Origin of the sequence: Streptomyces sp. NPDC057565, assembly GCF_042801455.1 — a bacterium.
In the GTDB taxonomy this organism is placed as follows: domain Bacteria; phylum Actinomycetota; class Actinomycetes; order Streptomycetales; family Streptomycetaceae; genus Streptomyces; species Streptomyces yanii.
On sequence record NZ_JBHVFU010000003.1, the window covers coordinates 152,267 to 173,114 of the forward strand.

The window sequence follows — 20,848 nt, forward strand, 5'->3', positions numbered from 1 at the left end:
GTAATCCCCTCTCCGGGGAGGAGAGCGGTCAAGGAGAATGGGCGCGTGCGCTACAGCATCCTCGGCACCACACAGGCACTCCATGACGACGGCACGGCCGTCGTCATCGGTGGGGCGCGGCTGCGCGCCCTGCTGACCGTTCTCGCACTGCGTCCCGGCCGTACGGTCCCGGCCACCGTGCTCGTCGACGAGGTGTGGGACGGCGATCCGCCCGCCGACGCGGTCGGTGCCCTGCAGGCGCTCGTCGGCCGGCTCCGCCGGGTCCTCGGCCATGAGGCGATCACCTCGGCGGAGAGCGGCTACCGGCTCGCCGCCGACGCGGACGCGGTCGACCTGCACCGCTTCGGGCGGCTCGCCGGCGACGGTACGCGCGCACTGGAGGAGGGCGACCCGGCGAAGGCCGTGGCGGTCCTCGACGACGCCCTCGCACTCTGGCGCGGACCGGTTCTCGCCGATCTGCCGGACCGGGGCGCCGTCGCCGCCCGCTGGACGGCCCGCCGCCTGGACGCCCGCCGCGCCAGGCTGACCGCGGCGCTGGCGCTGGGCCGGGCCGATGAGGTCCTGCCCGAGCTGGTCGCGCTCTGCGCGGACCACCCGATGGACGAACCCCTTCAGGCGCTGCGGCTGCGGGCGCTGCGGGATGCCGGACGTACGGCGCAGGCGCTGGCGGCGTACGAAGAGGTGCGCACCGTGCTCGCCGACCGCCTCGGCACCGACCCGGGCCCCGAACTGCGCGCACTGCACGCGGAGTTGCTTCATCAGGAGCCGGTGCGCAGACCGTCGAACCGGACGCCGGGACAGGAGCCGGCCCATGCCGAGGGCCGGACGCCTGCCCCGGGCCGGGCGGTTGCAGAGGCCCCGGTGACGGAACCGGCCCGCATCCCCGCCTCCCACGCCCTCGGTAACCTGCGCGCGAGGCTCACCAGCTTCGTCGGGCGCGAGGACGACATCGACGCCCTCCGTGACGACCTCGCGCAGGCCCGGCTCGTCACCCTTCTCGGGCCCGGCGGCGCGGGCAAGACCCGGCTCTCCCAGGAGGCGGCCGAATCCGTCGCGCCCGCGTGGCCCGACGGTGTCTGGCTGGCCGAGCTCGCCCCCGTCGACGACCCGGAGACCGTGCCCGAAGCCGTACTGACCGCCCTCGGTGCCCGCGAGACCGTGCTGCGCGGCGCCGGTGCCGAAGAGCTCCGGGCCGCCGAGCGCGGCGCGGGCGACCCGCTCGTCCGGCTCACCGAGCACTGCTCCCGGCGCCGCATGCTCCTCCTGCTCGACAACTGCGAGCACGTCATCGAGGCTGCCGCCGCGCTCGCCGACCATCTGCTCGCCCACTGCCCGGACCTCACCGTCCTGGCGACCAGCCGCGAACCCCTCGGCGTACCCGGCGAGTTCGTCCGCCCCGTCGACCCGCTGCCCGACCCGATGGCGCTGCGCCTGCTGGCCGACCGCGGCGCCGCCGCGAAGCCGGGGTTCCGGACCGATGCCGACGAGGAGACCGCGGCGGCCGCCGCCGAGATCTGCCGCCGGCTCGACGGACTGCCGCTCGCCATCGAACTCGCCGCCGCCCGGCTGCGCATGCTCAGCCCGCGCCAGATCGCCGACCGGCTCGACGACCGGTTCCGCCTGCTGACCAGCGGGGCCCGTACCGTGCTGCCGCGCCAGCAGACGCTGCGTGCCGTCGTCGACTGGTCCTGGGATCTCCTCGACCCGTCCGAACGTGCCGTCCTGCGCAGGCTGTCGGTCTTCGCCGGTGGCTGCACGCTCACCGCGGCCGAAGCGGTCTGCGCGGACCGGCCGCAGGACACGCGCGAGGTCGCCGCTCTGCTCGGCTCGCTCGTCGACAAGTCCCTGGTCGTCGCCGCGCCCGCCGACGACGGCGAGATGCGCTACCGGCTCCTGGAGACCGTGGGCGAGTACGCCGCAGGACGGCTCGACGAGGCAGGGGAGCGAACCGTCGTCGAGCGGAAACACCTGGTCTTCTACCGGGAGTTGGCCCGTACCACCGACCCCGAGCTCAGGGGCGCGGGACAGCGGGCCGCCATCGAGCTCCTGGAGCGCGAGTACGAGAACCTGCGCACGGCCCTGCGGCGCGCCGTCGCCGCCCGCGACGAGCAGGAGGTGCTCTGCCTGGTCCTCTCCCTCGCCTGGTACTGGCAGATGCGTGACCTGCGGACCGATGCGCGCCAGTGGTCCGACGCGGCCGCCGAGCTCGGCCCCGACCCGTTCGCCCCGCCCGCCCGGCCCGCGCCCTCGCTCCATGAGCGGTGCACCGACGCGCCGCCGCCCATGTCGTCCGAGCTGCTCGAAGAGGCGCGGCGCGGGGTGCGGCTGATCCAGCTGGTCAGCATGGACCATGCGATGGACGAGTGGACCACCGAGCAGAGCATGGAGCGGCTGCGCGTCATCGCGGGCACCTACCGGGTGGGTCAGCCACAGACCTGCCGCGCCCCGGCGTCGCTCTGGTTCTTCGCGGTCCTGCTCACCGGGGACGTGGGCCGGCTGCGCGAGCTGCTGGACGAAACGGTCCGCTCCTGCCGGGAGTTCGGCTACGAATGGGAGCTCGCCGCCGCTCTCCAGATGCGCGCCAATGTGCTGGCCAATCGCCCCGACTGGGCGGGCGAGGCCCGAGCGGACGCCGACGAGAGCCTGGAGATCTTCAACCGGCTCGGCGATGCCTGGGGTGCCGCGGAAGCGCTCTCCTGCCGGGGCGAGGCCCATGAGAAGAAGGGCGAATACACCAGCGCGGCGGACGACTTCCTCGCTGCGATCGGCTGGGCCGAGCAGCTGGGGGCCCGCTCCCAGGTGTCGCTTCTGCGCACCCGGTACGCCTCCGTGCTGACCGAGCTCGACCGCGGCGCCGAGGCCGAGACGATCCTTCGTGAGGTGCTCACCGAGGGCCGTCAGGCGGGGCACGAGGCGATGCCGGCCGCCCGGCTCCATCTCGCCATCTGGCTGGGACGCTCCGGGCGTACGGCCGAGGCGCGGGAGCAACTCATCGAGCTGCGCGAGGAGTTCCGGTCCGAGACGGTGGCGATCTTCGACGGGTTCGTGCTGGGCGGCATGGCGTGGCTGGACAACGAGGACGGTCTGTACGCCGACGCCCTCGACCGGGGCCGGCAGGCTCTGGTCCGGTCCCAGGACCCGCTGTCGCAGATGGTGGCACCCCAGATGTCCGCCCTTCATCTCGTCACCGTGGCCTGGGCCCTCGGCGGACTCGGTGGCGAGCGCCGGGCGGCGGACGCGGCTCGGCTGCTGGGTGCCCGGGAGGGTCTGCTGCCGACCGGTCATGTCGAGGCTTCGCTGGAGCGCGACAACCATGCCCGGGCGGTGGAACTGGTCCGCGCCGTCCTCGGGGAGGCCTCCTACGCCGCCGCGTACGCCGAGGGCGGCGGCCTCACACTGGCGGAGGCCGCCGCCCTCGTGGACGCGTATCGGGACTGACCCCGGACGTCCCGTCCTCAGGTCCTCTTGCGGAACTTGGCGACCGCGAGCGGCGCCGTCACCAGGGTGATGGCCGCGGCCCAGCCGAGCGTCAGCCACACCGAGTGCGCCACCGGACCGCCGAGCATCAGCCCGCGTGCCGCGTCCGCGAGATTGGACAGCGGGTTGTAGTCGGTGAAGGCCTGGAGCCAGCCGGGCATCGTGGCCGGCGGGGCGAAGATCGATGAACCGAACTGCAGTGGCATCAGCACGAGGAACCCCATTGCCTGAACCGACTGGGACGTCTTGAGGGACAGCCCGAGCAGGATGAAGATCCACATGATGGCGGCGCCGAACACCGCCGACAGTGCGACCGCCCCGAGCAGGCCGACCACCGAAGTCTTGATCTCCAAGCCCAGGGCGAAACCCATGGCCAGCAGGATCACGGTGGCGACCATCATCCGGCCGAGCTCGACCACGATCTTTGCGACGAGTACCGACGAACGGGCGATCGGCATGGTCCGGAACCGGTCCATGACACCCTTGCGGAAGTCGTCATTGACCCCGGTGCCGACCGCTGAAGCGATGTTCATGCCCATCATCGCCATCAGACCGGGGACCAGATAGTTGATGTACTCCTGCCGCCCACCGCCCAGGCTCCCGCCGACCGAGCCGCCGAAGACGTACACGAACAGCAGCGTGAAGATGATCGGCATCAGGAGCGCGTCGAACATCGACTCCGGGTCCTGCTTGATCTGGAGCAGATTGCGCCGCACCAGCGCGCCGATGTGCCGCAGATTGCCGCGCAGTCCGATCCGGCCCTCGTCGGGGAGGACCTTCGCCGGTGCGGAGCCGGTCGGGGCGTCGGGTGTCAGAGTCGCCGTGCTCATGCCGCGACCTCCTCGGGAATCGTGTCGGTCACGGACGGCGCGGTCTTCTCGCCGGTGATGGCCAGGAACACCTCGTCCAGGCTGGGCAGCGCGGTGGCGATGTGCGCGATGGAGAGACCACGGCCGGCGAACAGGCCGATGACGGCGGTCAGTTGGTTGTCACTGAGGATCGGTACGTACAACATGCCCTCGTCGGGGACGGCCTGTGAACCAGCGACCCCGTCGAGACCGGCCTCGGCGAGTGCCCGGGCCATGGCGGGCAGCTGGCCCGGGTCCGTGGGCCGGATCTGCAGGGTGCGGCCGCCGACCTTCGCCTTGAGCTCGTCGACCCCGCCGCTGGCGATGATCCTGCCCTTGTCGGTGACGGTGAGCTCGTCGGCGAGCTGCTCGGCCTCTTCCATGTACTGGGTGGTGAGCAGCACGGTCGCCCCCTCCGCGACCATCCGCTGCACCTCGTCCCAGACCTCGTTGCGGGTCCGGGGGTCGAGCCCCGTCGTCGGCTCGTCCAGATACAGCACGGCCGGGTTGCCGATCATCGAGGCGGCCAGGTCGAGCCGGCGCCGCATGCCACCGGAGTAGTTCATCGCGGGCCGCTTGGCGGCTTCGGTGAGCGAGAACCGCTCCAGCAGCTCGTCGGCCCGGGCCCGCGCGGTCCTGCGGGGCAGGTCGAGGAGGCGCCCGATCATGTAGAGGTTCTCCCAGCCGGAGAGCTTCTCGTCGACCGAGGCGTACTGGCCGGTCAGGCCGATGATGCGGCGCAGCTGCCGCGGCTGCTTCACCACGTCGTAGCCTGCGACGGTGGCGTGCCCTGCATCGGGAACGATCAGCGTGGACAGGCAGCGTACGAGGGTGGTCTTACCGGCGCCGTTGGGGCCGAGCACACCGAGGACGGTGCCCTCGCGCACATCGAGGTCCACGCCGTCCAGAGCCTTGGTCGAGCCGTAGTGCTTGACCAGCCCCCGCACCTCGACGGCGTTGCCGCCGCTCCTGGGGTTCTTGTCGATTCGCGTCATGTCCACCATGGGACCAGCCGCCACCGACAGCCCACCGACATCCCGCCGACAGGGTGCCTGCAGAACGCCTGCAGCCGTCGGCACACGCCGACAGCCCGCCGATGGGGGAAGTCGGCGGGCTGTCGTTGTGCGGGCAGTGGCCAGTGATCCCCCTGAGGGGACCGGTCACTAGATGATCGATTCCAAGGGCTTTAGTGGTCGTATGCGGTCAGTGCGCGCATGATCGGCTGGCCTGTGTGGTCGTTGTGCCAGATGGCGGCCGTGAGCGCGAGTATGCGCTGCAGGACGCGGACGGCCACGCCTGCGGGTGTGCGACCGCGGTGGCGTTCGAGGTCGAGTTGCCCCTTGAAGGTCTCGTTGATCGACTCGATGACTTGCCGCAGCGGCTTGAACAGCTGTGATCCGGCCCGCTCGGCTTCGCCCTTGCGGGCTGGCCGCAGCAGCCGGATGTCCAGCTCGGCCAGCTGCTGCTCGAACTCGCGGCCGAAGTAGTTCTTGTCGCCGATCAGTGTCTGGCCGGGACGCTCGTCGATGAGCTGCGGCTCGACGGTGAGCAGGTCCAGCAGGGTCTCGCGTTCGTCGGCCTTGGCGCCGGTCAGGGCGAAGGCGACGGGCAAGCCGTGCAGGGTGCACACCAGGTGCAGCCGTAGTCCCCAAAAGAACCGGCTGTGGCTGGCGCAGTAGCCGTACTGGGCCCATCCGGCCAGGTCGGAGCGTTTGACGGTCTCGCGGGAGCGTCCGCACTCGACGGGCGTGGAGTCCACCACCCACACATCGTCGGTCCACAACGTGGTGTCGACCGCCAGCGCGCGGGTGACGTACCGGATGAGCTCGGCGGCCTTGCGCAGCCGCTTGTTGTAGCCGGGCTGCTGGGGCAGGTAGGGGAACAGGTGCCGCAGGTGGGCGCGGGCGTGCCGCAGCCACCGGGCCTCGGAGGTGAAGCCGAGCATGGCCTGCATCATCGCCAAAGTCACCAGCTCGGCATCGCTGAGCTGCGGCGCAATGCCCACAGCCGGCCGCCACGGGGCAAACTGCGGCGAATCCTTCAACAGGTCGTCGGTCTTCACATAGAGTGCGGTCGCGAGGGAGTCCAACTCTGTCTTCACACACTGACGTTGGACTCCCTCCTTCTATGCGCGCAGGCGATCCCTTGGAATCGATCATCTAGTGGAAGGTGTGCTCCGGCTGCGGGAACGTGCCACCGACGACCTCGTCGGCGAACTCCTTCGCCGCGTCACCGAGCACCTTGCGCATGTTCGCGTACTGCTTGGTGAAGCGCGGCACCTTGCCGCCGGTCAGCCCCACCATGTCGGTGTAGACCAGCACCTGGGCGTCGGTGTCAGGACCGGCGCCGATGCCGATGGTCGGGATGTGCAGACTGCGGGTGATCTCGGCGGCGACCTCGGCCGGTACGAGCTCCAGGACGACGGCGAACGCCCCCGCGTCCTGCGCCGCCTTGGCGTCCCGGATCAGCCGGTGGGCGGCCTCGTCGCTGCGGCCCTGCACCCGGTAGCCCATGGTGTTCACGGACTGCGGGGTCAGGCCGAGGTGCGACATGACCGGGATGCCGGCCGAGACGAGCAGCTCGGTCTGGGGGAGGGAACGCTCGCCGCCCTCCAGCTTGACCGCCCCGACGCCGGACTCCTTGACCAGCCGGGTGGCGTTGCGCAGGGCCTGGACCGGCCCTTCCTGGTAGGCCCCGAAGGGCAGGTCGCCGACGATGAGGGCGCGCTTGGTGCCCCGTACGACGGCGGCGGAGAGGATGGCGATCTCGTCCATCGTGACGGGCACGGTGGTCTCGTAGCCGAGGTGACAGTTGCCCATGGAGTCGCCGACGAGCATGACCGGGATGCCGGCCTCGTCGAAGACGGACGCGGTCATCGCGTCGTAGGCGGTGAGCATGGGCCACTTCTCGCCGCGCTCGGTGGCGGCGGCGATGTCGTGGACGGTGATGCGGCGGGTGCTCTTGCCTCCGTACAGCGCCTTGCTGCTGTCGGTGGGGGCCCCCGCGGGGGTTGCGGGCTGGTTCTGTGCAGCCTGAAGCGTCATTGCCAACGGCTCCTTCGTCATCTCGAGGCGCCCTGACGGCGTCCCCGGATCGCGTCCATGGTGGCATCCCGGGGCCGTCCGCGGGAAGTGGACACGACTGGGCAAAGACTTTCCAATACGAGACGGTCTCGTATCGAAATGGGATACGCTCGCCGTCATGTCGATACCGTCCGGCCCTCCGGCCGCCGTGCCCCGTGTTCCCGAGGCGATCCACCGTCGCCGTTGGGTGATCCTCACCGTTCTGATGTTCAGCCTGCTCATCGTGGTGCTGGACAACTCGATCCTGAACGTCGCGGTCAAGACCATCGCGAGCCCGTCGCCCACCGGGCTCGGAGCCACCCAGAGCGAGCTGGAGTGGGCGATCAACTCGTACACGCTGGTCTTCGCCGGACTCCTCTTCACCGCCGGTCTGCTCGGCGACCGCATCGGCCGCAAGAAGGTCCTGCTCTTCGGCATCCTGCTGTTCGGTATCGGCTCGGCGCTCGCCGCGATGTCCGGTTCGCCCGGCGAACTCATCACCTGGCGCGCCGTGATGGGCTTCGGCGCCGCGTTCGTGATGCCCGCGACACTCGCGATCCTGATGAACGTCTTCGAGCGTGACGAGCAGCCCAAGGCGATCGGCATTTGGGCCGGCGGCGTCGGCCTGGGCATCGCCATCGGCCCGATCACCGGCGGACTGCTGCTCGAACACTTCTGGTGGGGCTCGATCTTCCTGGTCAACGTGCCCGTCGTGGTCATCGCGCTGATCGCGATGGCGGTGCTGGTGCCGGATTCCCGGGACCCGAAGCCGGGCCGGATCGACCCGCTCGGGGTCGTCCTCTCCATCGTCGGTCTGGTCCTGCTGGTGTTCGGCATCATCCGCGGCGGCGAGCTCGCCGACTTCGGCGACGCCGTCGTGCTCCTCTCGATCATCGGCGGTCTCGTCGTCCTGGCCGGATTCGTCTGGCACGAGAAGCGCAGCAGCCACCCGGCCATCGACATCACGTACTTCAAGAACGGCGCGTTCTCCGCCGCCGTCGCCGCTGTGGCGCTGGTCTTCTTCGCGCTGATGGGCGTGACCTTCTTCTCCGCCTTCTACCTGCAGAGCGTGCGCGGCTACAGCGCCCTGCAGTCCGGACTCCTGATCGTGCCGCTGGCCGCCGCGCAGATGATCTTCGCGCCGCGCGCCCGGCTGGTCGTCGAGCGGTTCGGCTCCCGTGCGGTGTGCACCGCCGGCATGCTGCTGGTCGCGGTCGGACTGTCGGCGTTCGCGCTGTTCGACGCCAGTACACCCATCTGGGTGATGTGTCTGGTCTTCTTCGTCCAGGGCACCGGCATGGCGCACGTCATGCCGCCCGTCACCGTGGCCGTGATGCAGGCGCTGCCGCGCGAGAAAGCCGGTTCCGGATCGGCCATCAACAACACGTTCCGGCAGGTCGGCGGGGCGCTCGGGATCGCTGTCCTGGGCTCGGTGCTGTCCACCGTCTACCGCGGTGACATCGAGGGCCACCTCGGAGCTCTCCCGGCCGCGGCCAGGGACGCGGCGGGGGAGTCGATCGAGGCGACCCTCGGCATCGCGGAGAAGCTCGGTCCGGCGGGCGCCCCGCTGGTCGGCGCGGCCAACGACGCGTTCATCAGCGCCATGCACGTCACCGCCCTCGGCTCCGCGTGCGTCGCCCTGATCGGAGCCCTCGTGGTCGGAATCTTCCTGCCGGGCAGGCCGCCCGCCGGGCAGCGGACCGGACACGGCAACGACGACCGGGCCGTGCCCGCGGGCGCCCGCCGGTGACGCCATGACGGCCACGGGCCCGGACGGCTGAAAAGCCCCGCCCCGGTCACCCCCGGACACACCGGGCCGACCGGGGCGGGAAGCAGGACACCGCCCCGGTCGGTGAGAATCGGGACAGGGACCCGACGGGCGCGGCGAGAGGTGGAGCCAGGTGCAGGCGCAGGTGCAGGCGCAGGACGAGGGCCGGGAACCGCGGCGCGGCCGACCGCGCAGTGCGGCGGCGGAGCGGGCGATCCTGGACGCCGTCGTCGACCTCCTGGAGACCGGCGAACCGCTCGCCGGGCTGTCCATCGAGCGCATCGCCCGGACCGCAGGCGTCGGCAAGGCCACCATCTACCGGCGCTGGAGCGGCAAGGAAGAGCTCTTCGTCGATGTGCTGCGCCACATCGAACCCCCGGAACCGAAGATCTCCGGCACCGCCGGGCTCAGCGACCTCCGCGTGATGCTGGAGTCGCTGCGCAGGCGCGGACTCGCCCAGCGCTCCTCGGTCCTCCTCCACAACGTCTTCGCGCAGATGAAGAGCCACCCCAAACTGTGGGCCGAGTACCAGTGCACGGTGATAGCACCGCGCCGGGTCGCGATGACGGCGGCCGTGCGGCGGGCGGTCGAAGCGGGCGAACTCCGGGCGGACCTGGACGTGGAGCTGATGGACGACCTGTTCATCGGCCCCATGCTCGTACGGACCATTCACCGGCCCGACGCGCCACTCCCGGAAGACCTTGCCGATCGCATCATCCGGACGCTGGTCGAGGGCCTGGCGCCGCGCCCGACAGCTCCCGACACCACCCCGGTCCCCGCCCGGGCAGCCGCGCCCGCCACCCGTCCGTCCGGCAAAAGCGCAGGCCAGGACTGACACGTCCGGCCCCCGCCCGAGTGTGAGCGTTGTGTCACAACGCTCCACAAGATCCGTCCGGCCGGAACCCGCCGCACCACGCCCTTCGTCCTCGTGGCAGTACGGCCGTCGTGGACGGCAGGAAAGGCGTTGCTCATCGCCTAGGGTCGGGGAGCGCGGCGATGGGTACGGCGAAGCAGTGAGGACAGCGCGATGGTGCAGGCGTACAGGGCGGACACCGGGAACGGCAGCGCGGAACCGCAGCGCACCGGGTCCCGCTTCCGGAACCTGCGCGACAGATGGACCAGCGGCAAGGGCATGTGGCGGCGCGGCATCGTCCTCGCCGTCTGCGCGGTCCTGCTGACCCTTGTGATGTTCTTCCACGCGGAGATCCCGAACAGGATCGGCAACCTGGGCAGCCTCTCCGAGACGTTCCTGCCGTGGTTCGGCGTGTTCGTCCCGGTGCTGCTCGTCCTGGGCCTGGTGCGCCGCTCCGCGACCGCACTGATCGCGCTGCTGCTGCCGGCCGTGGTCTGGCTCAATCTCTTCGGCGGGCTGCTCACCGACAAGTCGGGCAGCGGCGGCGACCTGACCGTCGCCACCCACAACGTCAACGCGGGCAACCCCGACCCCGCGGGTACCGCCAAGCAGGTCGCGGGCTCCGGCGCGGACGTCATCGCCCTGCAGGAGCTGCCGTCCGGCCAGGTAGCCGCGTACGAATCGGCGCTCGCCGACCGCTATCCGTACCACTCGGTGCAGGGGACCGTCGGTCTGTGGAGCAAGTACCCGATGAGCGGCACTCGCCCCGTGGACATCAAGATGGGCTGGACCCGGGCCATGCGCTCCACGGTGACGACACCGAAGGGCAAGGTCGCCGTCTATGTCGCCCACATGCCGTCCGTGCGGGTCAAGCTGAACGCCGGATTCACCGCGACCCAGCGCGACGCGAGCGCGGACGCGCTCGGTGAGGCCATCGCCGACGAACAGCTCGGCAAGGTGATCCTGCTGGGCGACCTCAACGGCACGATGAACGACCGCTCGCTGAACGCGGTCACCTCCCAGATGCGGTCCACGCAGGGCGCCGCGGGCAACGGCTTCGGCTTCAGCTGGCCGGCGTCGTTCCCGATGGCCCGGATCGACCAGATCATGGTCAAGGGCATCGAACCGATGTCGTCATGGACGCTCCCGGCCACGGGCAGCGACCATCTCCCGATCGCCGCCTGCGTCGAGCTCTGAGGCAACGGTCCGTTTACCTCCTGGCATAAACCGTCTGAGAGTATTTGTTCCTTCGGGGAACGCGAGCCGACCGGCGACGGAGCCGGTGACCGCGGTGCGACCCGGCCTTCGGGCCGGGTGCGCCGCGCCGCCCGAGCCCGCCGCCCCCACGCCCTCGCCCCCACCCGGCGGCCGGTCAGCCATGCCCGGACGCGGCGGGCCGAGCTCCCTGCGGAAAGGTCTCTCCCGCCATGCCACTGGCTCTTCTCGCGCTCGCCATCAGCGCATTTGGCATCGGAACCGCCGAGTTCGTGATGATGGGCCTGCTGCCCGATGTCGCGGACGACCTGGGTACGTCGGTACCCACCGCCGGCTATCTCGTGTCCGCGTACGCGATCGGGGTCGTCCTCGGCGCCCCGCTGCTCACCGCCGTCGGCTCCCGGGTCCCGCGCAAGCGGATGCTCCTGCTGCTCATGGCCCTGTTCACCGTCGGCAACCTCGCTTCCGCGCTCGCCCCCGGTTTCGGCTGGCTGCTCGCGGGCCGGTTCCTCGCCGGGCTGCCGCACGGAGCGTTCTTCGGCGTCGGCGCGGTCGTCGCCGCGCGCCTGGTCGCCGAGGGGCGGCAGGCGCGCGCGGTGGCGACGATGTTCCTCGGCCTCACGGTCGCCAACATCGTCGGCGTACCCGCGGCCACGCTCCTCGGCCAGCACCTCGGCTGGCGCGCGACGTTCCTGGTCGTCGCCGCGATCGGACTGTGCTCGATGGCCGCGCTCGCCCGGCTCGTCCCGTGGGCGCCGGCCGACGCGCACCAGGGTCTCGGCCGCGAACTCCGCGCCCTCGGCAACCGGCAGGTGCTGCTCGGCCTGCTCACCGCAGTCTTCGGCTTCGCCGGTGTCTTCGCCGTCTACTCGTACCTGTCGGCGATGACGACCGAGGTGATGGGCTTCGGAGAGTCCTCGGTGACACCGGTCCTGGCGCTGTTCGGTATCGGCATGACCCTGGGCGCGCTCGCGGCGGGACCGCTCACGGACCGGGCGTTGCGCCCCACCCTGTACGGCTCGCTGAGCGCGCTCGCGGTGGTCCTGGTCGTCTTCCCGTTCGCCGTGCACGTGAAGTGGGCGGCGCTGGTCATGGTCGTCCTGCTCGGCGGGATCGGCTTCATGACCACGACGCCGCTGCAGATGCTCGTCATGAACAAGGCCAAGGACGCCCCGACGCTGGCGTCCGCGTCCAATCACTCGGCCTTCAACCTCGCCAACGCGGGCGGCGCCTGGCTGGGCGGGGCCGCGATCGCGGCGGGCTGGGGCTGGACGTCCCCGGCACCGGTGGGCGCGGGGCTGGCCGTGGTGGGTCTGGCGGTGGCGGCGACGGCGGGGGTGCTGGACCGTGGGAGGCCGGGTGAGTCCCGGGTGGTGGCGGGCACGGGGGCGTCCACGACGCCGAAGTCCCACGCGGACGTGTGCTGAACACTGCCGCGCGCCGGGGGAGGTGCTCCTCCCCGAGCGCCGGACGGGGTCGCTCCCGCCGGGCCTGATCCCCCCGGTCCTGCGCCGCCGACCATGACGATGGCGGCCGGGCACATCGGGTCCGCCCGGCGGTTGAGGACGGAACGGCTGCCGGGGCGGGCCGGCTCCCGTCGGGCCGGCCCGCCCCGTCGCGTCACACCGACTCGCGCCACCGATTGGTGATGGGCAGCCGCCGGTCCTTCCCGAACCCCTTGGCCGAGATCTTCGTCCCCGGCGGGTACTGCCGCCGCTTGTACTCGGCCGTGTCCACCATCCGCAGCGTCCTCGTCACCAGCGTCTCGTCGAACCCGGCCGCCACGATCGACTCCAGCCCCAGGTCCTGGTCGACGTACATCTCCAGGATCCGGTCCAGCACGTCGTAGTCCGGCAGCGAGTCCGTGTCGACCTGGTCGGGCCGCAGCTCGGCGCTGGGCGGCTTGGTGATGGACGCCTCCGGGATCGGCGGCGTCTGGCCGCGTTCCTCCGCGGCCCGGTTGCGCCACTTCGCCAGCCGGAAGATCGACGTCTTGTAGACGTCCTTGATCGGCCCGTACGCGCCGACGGAGTCCCCGTACAGCGTCGAGTAGCCGACCGCCAGCTCCGACTTGTTGCCCGGCGCGAGGACGATCTGGCCCTCCTGGTTGGAGACGGCCATCAGCATCGTGCCGCGCAGTCGCGACTGGAGGTTCTCCTCGGCGAGACCGGTGAGGCCCAGCGACTCCATGTACGCGTCGAACATCGGCTCGATCGGTACGGTGCGGAAGTTCAGTCCGGTGCGCCGCGCCAGCTCCGCCGCGTCGCCCTTGGAGTGGTCCGAGGAGTACTTCGACGGCATCGAGATGCCGTACACGTTCTGCGCGCCCAGCGCATCGCACGCGATGGCCGCGACGAGGGCCGAGTCGATCCCGCCGGAGAGCCCGATCAGCACACTGCTGAAACCGTTCTTCGCGGCGTACGCACGCAGACCCACGACCAGCGCCGAGTACAGCTCCTCGTCGTCGTCGAGCCGCTCGGCGTAGCCGCCGGTCAGCTCCGCCTCGTACGCAGGGACAGGCTTGTCGGAGAGGACCACATGGTCGATCCGCAGTCCGTCGTTCACCACCCCGGACGGCGCCTCGGGCGCCGCGGCGGGCAGCTCCAGATCGAGGACGACGCAGCCCTCGGCGAACTGCGGGGCACGGGCGATCACGTCGCCGTCCCTGTCGACGACGATCGAGTCGCCGTCGAAGACCAGCTCGTCCTGCCCGCCGATCATTGCCAGATAAGCGGTGGTGCAGCCGGCCTCCTGGGCCCGCTTGCGGACCAGTTCCAGCCGGGTGTCGTCCTTGTCCCGCTCGTACGGCGAGGCATTGATCGACAGCAGCAGCCCGGCCCCGGCGGCGCGCGCGGCCGGCACCCGGCCGCCGTCCTGCCAGAGGTCCTCGCAGATCGCGAGCGCCACATCGACACCATGGACCCGCACGACGGGCATCGAATCGCCCGGCACGAAGTACCGGAACTCGTCGAAGACCCCGTAGTTGGGCAGGTGGTGCTTGGCGAAGGACAGCGCGACCCGCCCGCGGTGCAGCACCGCGGCGGCGTTCTGCGGAGAACCGGCAGGCTGGCCGTAGCGCGGCTGGGCCGTCTCGGAACGGTCGAGATAACCGACGACGACCGGCAGCTCCCCGAAGCCCTCCGCGTCGAGGCGGGCGGCGAGCGCACGCAGCGCGTTCCGCGACGCCTCGACGAAGGACGACCTCAGGGCCAGGTCCTCGACGGGGTATCCGGTCAGCACCATCTCAGGGAACGCCACCAGGTGGGCGCCCTGTTCGGCGGAGTGCCGGGTCCAGTGGACGATCGCCTCGGCGTTGCCGGCGAGGTCACCGACGGTCGAGTCGATCTGATTCAGTGCGAGGCGTAGTTGAGGCACGCGCCTCAGTGTAATCGTCTTTCTGACGCGATGTCCTGGCGGGCCGCACTTCCGCTGCCGCGGCCGACGCCGCCCGCCGGCGCCGGGTCAGCGGCGGTAGCCGAGGACCGTCATCATGTTCATGTTCGAGTGGTAGACGTTGTGGCAGTGGAGCATCCACAGCCCCGGGTTGTCCGCGTCGAACTCCACGGCCACCGACCTGTTGGGCAGGACGATCGCGGTGTCCTTGCGCGCCCCGGGGGCCCTGCCCAGCACCGACCACTTTCCCGCACGTCCCGCGAGGCCGAACGTGTGCCCGTGCAGATGGATCGGGTGCCACATCTCCGTGATGTTGTAGAACTCCAGCCGGACACGCTCGCCCGCCTGGATCGGATGGCGCCAAGCGGGGTCGTATTTCCTGTAGTCGAAGGCCCAGTCGAACGCCCTCATGCTGCCGGTCATCTTGATCCGGATCGTCCGGTCGGGCCGGCGGGCAGCCAGCACCACGGAGCTGTCCGCCTGCAGTTCGAAGGCCGACACCAGCTGCCCGGTCAGCTCCTTGGGCCGCACGGAGGCGGTCGGCGCCGCGCCGCCGCCGGTACGGAGCAGGGCCAGCGCCGACGCCTTCTTGCCCTCGGCGACCGCCGTCAGCGGGAACACCCCGTCCCCGGCGGTGACCAGCACGTCGTACCGCTCGCCCATGCCCAGCAGCAGCGTGTCCGTCGTGGTGTGGCGGACCGGGAAGCCGTCCGCGTGGGTGATGGTCATCCGGTGGCCGCCGAGCGCGACGCGGAAGGGGGTGTCGCCGCCCCCGTTGATGATGCGCATCCGGATCCGGTCGCCGGGCTTCGCGGTGAACGTGGTGGGGTCCTTCGGGATGCGGCCGTTGATCAGGTAGTACGGGTAGTCGACATCGCCCGCGTCACCGCCGAGCAGCTCGCTCGGGGCGCCCCTCAGCACCCGCGAAGGTCCGGACCCGGACCCGGAGCGGGGCTTGTCATCGGCCCCGGAAGACCCGTGATCCATGCCACCCATGCCGTGGCTGAGCTCGGCGAGCACCGCCTCCGGAGTGGAACCCTGCACCCCGTCGACCCAGTCGTCGAGGACGACGACCCACTCCTTGTCGTACGACAGGGGCTCCTTCGGGTCGTCGATGATCAGTGGTGCGTACAGGCCGCGGTCCTGCTGGACGCCCTGGTGCGGATGGAACCAGTACGTCCCCGACTGCGGCACCGCGAAGCGGTACGTGAACTCCGCGCCCGGTTTGATGCCCTGCTGGGTCAGCTGGGGAACACCGTCCATGTCGTTGCGTACGTGGAGGCCGTGCCAGTGCACAGTGGTCGACGTCGGCAGGTGGTTGGCGAGGGTGACTGCCAGGGTGTCGCCCGCGGTGATCCGGACTTCCTTGCCGGGCAGCCGGTCCCCGAAGGCCCAGGAGCTGACGGTGAGCCCGCCGCCCAGATCGAGGCGGGTCGGGGTGGCGGTGAGGTTGATCTTCCGTACGGGGCCGGAGCCTCGCTTCGCCTCGGCCGCCGCGATCTCCGCGTCGCCGGGAGAGATGTACTCCCCGCGGCTCTTCGACACGGGCGACGCGCCGTGGCCCATGGCGTCGTGATGCGTGGGGCCGGGGTTCGCCGCGTGCCGTTCCGGGGCCGTACCACTGGAGCAGGCGGCCAGAACTCCCGTGCCGGCCACGGCGATTCCGGCGCCGAGCACGGCGCGTCGAGTGGGTTGAGTAGGCATGGCTGGAACACCTCTGATGCTGTCGGTGCGGGCTGAAGGAGGGGTGCGGAGCGGCCCGCTCCTATATCCGAAGCGCCGACAACCGGGCGGGAGCCGTCATCGCGGGCGGGGGGCCGGACCACAGCGCACGCGACAACAGCGCTCCCGCGGCCACGAGGAGATGCTCCGCGGCCCGGCGTGCCATCAGCCGGCCGGCGAGCAGGGCGAGACCCCAGGCGCCCAGTACGGCGAGACAGACCGCCATCGGGTTCATGCCGTCGCCCATCGGCGTCGGCGGGACGGAGGAGTGCTTCGCCGAGGGCTCCGTCGTGGAGCTCGCCGGCTGTACCCCCTGAGCTTCCTGGTCCCGCAGGTGGTCCATCGTCACCACGGCCTCATGGCCGCCGTGTTCCGCCGGATACCCGACAGTGTGCATGGTGAAGAGCCCGAACAGCAGCGCGGCAAACAGCAACAAATATCCGTACATCGCACTACATTTCGGGCTCATGTCAGGCACCCTACCCCCGCTGGGTATACCTCGCACGCGGGCCCGGCACCCCCCGTTGTCATGGGTGCCGGGCCCGCGGTGGTGCGCTGTCGAAGGCCGGTCAACTGCGGGCGTAGACCTTCTCCGCCCACCCCGCGATCTGGTCCTCGGAGAGGTGCTGGGCGAGGTCGGCCTCGCTGATCATGCCGATCAGCATCTTGTTCTCGACCACCGGGAGCCGGCGGATCCGGTGGTTCTGCATCTCCTCCAGAACCTCGTTTATTTCTGCGTTCGCATCGATCCAGCGCGGTGTTCCCTGGGCGAGCTCACCCGCGGTCACCTTCGACGGATCGTGGCCCATCGCCACACAGCCGACCACGATGTCGCGGTCCGTGAGGATGCCGACCATCCGGTCCTGTTCACCGTTGGCCGAGATCGGCAGTGCGCCGACGTTGTGTTCGCGCATCATCTGGGCGGCGCGGTCGAGCGTCTCGTGCGCGGGGATCCACTGGGCCCCGGTATGCATGATGTCCTTGGCGGTGGTCATGGGGGATTCCTCCTGGTGCCGATGGGCACTGCGGTCCGACCCCGAGCGAACCCATCGTCATGGGCCCGTTCGGGGTGCGCGACCGCTATCACCCATTCGGGTGCATTCATGCCGCTTCGGGAACGGCGGAATGCCTCAGGGCCTGGACTTCGCCCCGCGCGCCGCCAGCATCTTCGCCATCGCGTCCAGCTCGGACCGCTGGGCCTCGACCATGCCCTGGGCGAGGCGCTTCTCCGCCTTCACCGTACAGAGCTCGGCGCATCCGCGCGCCATGGCGACGCCGCCCGTGTGGTGGTCGGTCATCAGCTGCAGGAACAGGACCTCGGCCTGCTTGCCGCTCGCCTTCCTGAGCCGGTCGAGTTCGGTGCGGGTGGCCATGCCGGGCATGAGGGCGCCGTCATGGGCGGTGAAGGCGCCGTCCGGCCCGCCCGCGTCCTCCATGCCGTCCATGCCGTCCATGTCGTCCGCGCCGTGATCACCGTGCGCGCCGTGTCCACCGTGGGTCGTCATCCACGCCATCGGCTCCTGCCCGGCGGCCACCTTCGGCAGCTCCCACAGATCCAGCCAGCCGAGCAGCATGCCCCGCTGATTGGCCTGGGTATTGGCGATGTCGTACGCGAAACGGCGTACCTCCTCGTCCTGCGTGCGGTCACGCACGATGAAGGACATCTCCACGGCCTGCTGATGGTGGACCGCCATGTCGCGGGCGAAGCCGGCGTCCGCCGAGTCCGGGCCGGGCACCCGGACGGTCGCGGGGGCCGCTCCGGGCTGCTTCCCGTCGGCCGTGTCGTCCCGCGCCGAGGCGACCGTCGCCACCCCCGCGAGGAGCAGCGCAAGGGCGACGGCGGAACCGGCCACCCACTGTTTCGTACCGGTCACTGAGACCCCAGCCCGCCCGTGCACGCCGCACCCGGCTCCGGGGTCTGTTCCCCCTGCACGAACTCGGCGAAGAACCGGCCGACCCGCGGGTCATCGGCGCTGTCCACGGTGACCTGCTTGCCCCAGGCGCTCAGCATGATCGTGCCGGCCTGGTCCTTGTACGGGCTCATCAGCGAGTACGGCGTCTTCCCGACCAGGGCCGCGAGCTGGGCCACGTCGGCGGCCGACGCCTTGTCCGTGTACGTCACCCACACCGACCCGTGCTCCAGCGAGTGCACGGCGTTCATGTCGGGGATCGCCTTTTTGTATACCTCGCCGTCGCAATTCATCCAGACGGGGCTGTGGTCACCGCCGACCGGAGGCTTCATCGGGTACGTGACCGTCTCGGTGACGTGGTTGCGGGTCAGCTTCTTCGCGTCCCACGTCTTGAGCCCCTCGATCGGCTCGGCCGCCGGCTCCTTCTTCTCCGCCGCGGAAGCCGTCGCTTCATCGGCCGCGACGGCGTCCCCCTTGTCCGCGGCCTCGGACCTGTCCAGCAGCGCGTAGGAACCGAAAGCGACCAGACCAGCGACGACAAGGGCGCTCAGCCCTATGGCGAGGGCACGGTTGCGACGGTCGCGTGCACGGTCGGCGTTGCGCATCTGCTCTATGCGGGTCCTGCGGTCGAAGCTCATGTCGTCTGGTCCTTCGGTCCTTCTGCGAACGGGCGGGGAGGGACAGGAACGGGTCGGGAAACCGGCGTGCACGGGGCAGTCGCGACGCCGCTTTGCCCCGGGACTTCTCCTTCGGAGGCCCCGCACACCATGGCCGCCGATCGTAGTGGGTGGCCGAGTGCTCCATCTCACGTCGAGTGCGTAATCTGGGTGAAATCCCGGGTCGTGATACTGGAGTCTCTCCCCTATCCCGGGCGGTGGTGCACAGACCGTCTGAACTGCAAGGATGTGGCTATGGACAAGCAGCAGGAATTCGTCCTCAGGACACTTGAGGAGCGCGACATCCGCTTCGTGCGCCTGTGGTTCACCGATGTGCTCGGGTATCTCAAGTCCGTTGCCGTGGCCCCTGCCGAGCTGGAACAGGCGTTTGACGAGGGAATCGGCTTCGACGGTTCGGCCATCGAGGGCTTCGCCCGGGTGTACGAGTCCGACATGATTGCCAAGCCGGATCCGGGCACCTTCCAGATCCTGCCCTGGCGCGCGGAGGCCCCCGGCACCGCGCGGATGTTCTGCGACATCCTGATGCCCGACGGTTCGCCGTCCTTCGCCGACCCGCGCTATGTGCTCAAGCGCATCCTCGCCAAGACCTCCGACCTGGGTTTCACCTTCTACACCCACCCGGAGATCGAGTTCTTCCTGTTGAAGGACAAGCCGGTCGACGGCCGCCGCCCGACCCCCGCCGACAGCTCCGGCTACTTCGACCACACCCCGCAGAACGTCGGCATGGACTTCCGCCGCCAGGCGATCACCATGCTCGAATCCATGGGCATCTCCGTCGAGTTCAGCCACCACGAGGGCGCCCCCGGCCAGCAGGAGATCGACCTGCGGTATGCGGACGCGCTCTCGACCGCAGACAACATCATGACCTTCCGGCTCGTCATGAAGCAGGTGGCGCTGGAGCAGGGCGTCCAGGCGACGTTCATGCCGAAGCCGTTCTCGGAACACCCCGGCTCCGGCATGCACACCCACCTCTCCCTCTTCGAGGGCGACCGCAATGCGTTCTACGAGTCGGGCGCCGAGTACCAGCTCTCCAAGGTCGGCCGCTCCTTCATCGCGGGCCTGCTCAAGCACGCCGCGGAGATCTCCGCTGTGACGAACCAGTGGGTCAACTCGTACAAGCGCATCTGGGGCGGCTCCTCCCGCGCCGCGGGCGCCGGCGGCGAAGCCCCCTCGTACATCTGCTGGGGCCACAACAACCGCTCCGCGCTGATCCGCGTCCCGATGTACAAGCCCGGCAAGACCGGTTCGGCCCGCGTCGAGGTCCGCTCCATCGACTCCGGCGCCAACCCCTATCTGACGTACGCGGTGCTGCTCGCCGCGGGCCTCAAGGGCATCGAGGAGGGGTACGAACTCCCGCCGGGCGCCGACGACGACGTGTGGGCGCTGTCCGACGCCGAGCGCCGCGCGATGGGCATCGAGCCGCTGCCGCAGAACCTGGGCGAGGCGATCTCGCTGATGGAGAAGAGCGAACTGGTCGCCGAGACGCTCGGCGAGCACGTCTTCGACTTCTTCCTGCGCAACAAGAAGCAGGAGTGGGAGGAGTACCGCAGCGAGGTCACGGCCTTCGAGCTGAAGGCCCTGCTTCCGGTGCTGTAATCGCAGGTCAGCGCCATCTGAGCGAATGTAAGGGGCTTCGGGCCGACGGTTTCGTGCCGTCGGCCCGAAGCCGTTTCACCCGCCCTGGGCCGTCTGTGGGCCGTCCGGCTCCGAATCGGCGGCTTCGTACATGCTGTCCACGGCCCTCCGGGTGCGGCCTTCGCTGCTCGGCATGAGGTGCGTGTAGACCCGCAGCGTGAACCCTGGATCGCTGTGCCCGAGGTACTGGCTCAACGCCTTGATGTTTTCGCCCGCGTCCAGCAGCACGGACGCGTAGAAGTGCCGCAGTGCGTGCATCCCGTGCTCGCGTGCCGCCCGGTGCCGCTC

At 70.3% G+C, this 20,848-nt stretch carries 17 protein-coding genes; 6 read left to right on the top strand and 11 right to left on the bottom strand.

Features of this window, described 5'->3' with window-relative positions:
- The first annotated feature begins 45 nt into the window (after positions 1 to 45).
- Positions 46 to 3,438 carry a BTAD domain-containing putative transcriptional regulator gene (locus ACFU8W_RS07965; protein ID WP_384033375.1) on the top strand — a complete coding sequence of 1,131 codons (3,393 nt, stop codon included), beginning with the start codon at positions 46 to 48 and terminating at the stop codon, positions 3,436 to 3,438.
- Positions 3,439 to 3,455: 17 nt separating this feature from the next.
- Here ACFU8W_RS07965 and ACFU8W_RS07970 read toward each other — a convergent pair whose 3' ends face one another.
- The 4 genes from ACFU8W_RS07970 to panB all read right to left on the bottom strand — a co-directional run bounded on the left by ACFU8W_RS07970 (position 3,456) and on the right by panB (position 7,369).
- Positions 3,456 to 4,307 (bottom strand): ABC transporter permease, encoded by an 852-nt coding sequence (locus ACFU8W_RS07970; RefSeq protein WP_384033378.1) that lies wholly within the window; start codon positions 4,305 to 4,307, stop codon positions 3,456 to 3,458.
- On the bottom strand, positions 4,304 to 5,329 hold the full coding sequence (locus ACFU8W_RS07975) for an ATP-binding cassette domain-containing protein (protein ID WP_384033381.1): 1,026 nt from the start codon (positions 5,327 to 5,329) through the stop codon (positions 4,304 to 4,306). Before ACFU8W_RS07975 ends, ACFU8W_RS07970 begins: the two co-directional genes overlap by 4 nt.
- 182 nt (positions 5,330 to 5,511) lie before the next feature.
- Positions 5,512 to 6,426, bottom strand: coding sequence for an IS982 family transposase (locus ACFU8W_RS07980; RefSeq protein WP_384033384.1), 915 nt, complete (start codon positions 6,424 to 6,426; stop codon positions 5,512 to 5,514).
- Positions 6,427 to 6,484: 58 nt separating this feature from the next.
- Positions 6,485 to 7,369, bottom strand: a complete 885-nt coding sequence (panB, locus tag ACFU8W_RS07985; protein ID WP_376665443.1) for a 3-methyl-2-oxobutanoate hydroxymethyltransferase — start codon at positions 7,367 to 7,369, stop codon at positions 6,485 to 6,487.
- 157 nt (positions 7,370 to 7,526) lie between these two features.
- Here panB and ACFU8W_RS07990 point away from each other — a divergent pair, with 157 nt between their 5' ends.
- The 4 genes from ACFU8W_RS07990 (at position 7,527) to ACFU8W_RS08005 (ending at position 12,650) form a co-directional block, all read left to right on the top strand.
- Positions 7,527 to 9,137, top strand: a complete 1,611-nt coding sequence (locus ACFU8W_RS07990) for an MFS transporter (RefSeq protein ID WP_384033388.1) — start codon at positions 7,527 to 7,529, stop codon at positions 9,135 to 9,137.
- A gap of 151 nt (positions 9,138 to 9,288) precedes the next feature.
- Positions 9,289 to 9,990 (top strand): TetR/AcrR family transcriptional regulator, encoded by a 702-nt coding sequence (locus ACFU8W_RS07995; protein WP_384033391.1) that lies wholly within the window; start codon positions 9,289 to 9,291, stop codon positions 9,988 to 9,990.
- Between the two features lie 297 nt (positions 9,991 to 10,287).
- Positions 10,288 to 11,205: an endonuclease/exonuclease/phosphatase family protein gene (locus ACFU8W_RS08000; protein ID WP_384034267.1), complete on the top strand. Its 918-nt coding sequence runs from the start codon at positions 10,288 to 10,290 to the stop codon at positions 11,203 to 11,205.
- Positions 11,206 to 11,435: 230 nt separating this feature from the next.
- A complete protein-coding gene (locus tag ACFU8W_RS08005; protein ID WP_384033394.1) occupies positions 11,436 to 12,650 on the top strand; it encodes an MFS transporter in 1,215 nt (404 codons plus the stop codon).
- Between the two features lie 193 nt (positions 12,651 to 12,843).
- On the opposite strand, the gene ACFU8W_RS08010 is transcribed toward ACFU8W_RS08005, so the two are convergent.
- The 6 genes from ACFU8W_RS08010 to ACFU8W_RS08035 form a co-directional block, all read right to left on the bottom strand.
- A complete protein-coding gene (locus ACFU8W_RS08010) occupies positions 12,844 to 14,598 on the bottom strand; it encodes an NAD+ synthase (RefSeq protein WP_384033397.1) in 1,755 nt (584 codons plus the stop codon).
- A gap of 87 nt (positions 14,599 to 14,685) precedes the next feature.
- Entirely contained in the window at positions 14,686 to 16,320 is a 1,635-nt protein-coding gene (locus tag ACFU8W_RS08015) for a multicopper oxidase family protein (protein WP_384033400.1), read from the bottom strand.
- Between the two features lie 61 nt (positions 16,321 to 16,381).
- A complete protein-coding gene (locus ACFU8W_RS08020; RefSeq protein WP_384033403.1) occupies positions 16,382 to 16,807 on the bottom strand; it encodes a hypothetical protein in 426 nt (141 codons plus the stop codon).
- 100 nt (positions 16,808 to 16,907) lie between these two features.
- Positions 16,908 to 17,333 carry a CBS domain-containing protein gene (locus ACFU8W_RS08025; RefSeq protein WP_345512855.1) on the bottom strand — a complete coding sequence of 142 codons (426 nt, stop codon included), beginning with the start codon at positions 17,331 to 17,333 and terminating at the stop codon, positions 16,908 to 16,910.
- A gap of 135 nt (positions 17,334 to 17,468) precedes the next feature.
- Positions 17,469 to 18,191, bottom strand: coding sequence for a DUF305 domain-containing protein (locus ACFU8W_RS08030; RefSeq protein ID WP_384033407.1), 723 nt, complete (start codon positions 18,189 to 18,191; stop codon positions 17,469 to 17,471).
- Positions 18,192 to 18,208: 17 nt separating this feature from the next.
- Positions 18,209 to 18,886: a DUF3105 domain-containing protein gene (locus tag ACFU8W_RS08035; protein ID WP_345512853.1), complete on the bottom strand. Its 678-nt coding sequence runs from the start codon at positions 18,884 to 18,886 to the stop codon at positions 18,209 to 18,211.
- Positions 18,887 to 19,159: 273 nt separating this feature from the next.
- Here ACFU8W_RS08035 and glnA point away from each other — a divergent pair, with 273 nt between their 5' ends.
- Positions 19,160 to 20,521 carry a type I glutamate--ammonia ligase gene (gene glnA / locus ACFU8W_RS08040; protein ID WP_384033410.1) on the top strand — a complete coding sequence of 454 codons (1,362 nt, stop codon included), beginning with the start codon at positions 19,160 to 19,162 and terminating at the stop codon, positions 20,519 to 20,521.
- Between the two features lie 75 nt (positions 20,522 to 20,596).
- Here glnA and ACFU8W_RS08045 read toward each other — a convergent pair whose 3' ends face one another.
- Positions 20,597 to 20,818, bottom strand: coding sequence for a tyrosine-type recombinase/integrase (locus ACFU8W_RS08045; RefSeq protein ID WP_384033413.1), 222 nt, complete (start codon positions 20,816 to 20,818; stop codon positions 20,597 to 20,599).
- Positions 20,819 to 20,848: the final 30 nt, after the last annotated feature.

Coding starts and splice junctions, on each gene's coding strand:
- ACFU8W_RS07990 (WP_384033388.1), top strand. CDS start 7,527: ATGTCGATACCGTCCGGCCCTCCGGCCGCCGTGCCCCGTGTTCCCGAG.
- ACFU8W_RS08045 (WP_384033413.1), bottom strand. CDS start 20,818: ATGCACGCACTGCGGCACTTCTACGCGTCCGTGCTGCTGGACGCGGGC.
- ACFU8W_RS08025 (WP_345512855.1), bottom strand. CDS start 17,333: ATGACCACCGCCAAGGACATCATGCATACCGGGGCCCAGTGGATCCCC.
- ACFU8W_RS07970 (WP_384033378.1), bottom strand. CDS start 4,307: ATGAGCACGGCGACTCTGACACCCGACGCCCCGACCGGCTCCGCACCG.
- ACFU8W_RS08020 (WP_384033403.1), bottom strand. CDS start 16,807: ATGAGCCCGAAATGTAGTGCGATGTACGGATATTTGTTGCTGTTTGCC.
- ACFU8W_RS07975 (WP_384033381.1), bottom strand. CDS start 5,329: ATGGTGGACATGACGCGAATCGACAAGAACCCCAGGAGCGGCGGCAAC.
- glnA (WP_384033410.1), top strand. CDS start 19,160: ATGGACAAGCAGCAGGAATTCGTCCTCAGGACACTTGAGGAGCGCGAC.
- ACFU8W_RS08015 (WP_384033400.1), bottom strand. CDS start 16,320: ATGCCTACTCAACCCACTCGACGCGCCGTGCTCGGCGCCGGAATCGCC.
- panB (WP_376665443.1), bottom strand. CDS start 7,369: ATGACGCTTCAGGCTGCACAGAACCAGCCCGCAACCCCCGCGGGGGCC.
- ACFU8W_RS08035 (WP_345512853.1), bottom strand. CDS start 18,886: ATGAGCTTCGACCGCAGGACCCGCATAGAGCAGATGCGCAACGCCGAC.
- ACFU8W_RS08005 (WP_384033394.1), top strand. CDS start 11,436: ATGCCACTGGCTCTTCTCGCGCTCGCCATCAGCGCATTTGGCATCGGA.
- ACFU8W_RS08000 (WP_384034267.1), top strand. CDS start 10,288: ATGTGGCGGCGCGGCATCGTCCTCGCCGTCTGCGCGGTCCTGCTGACC.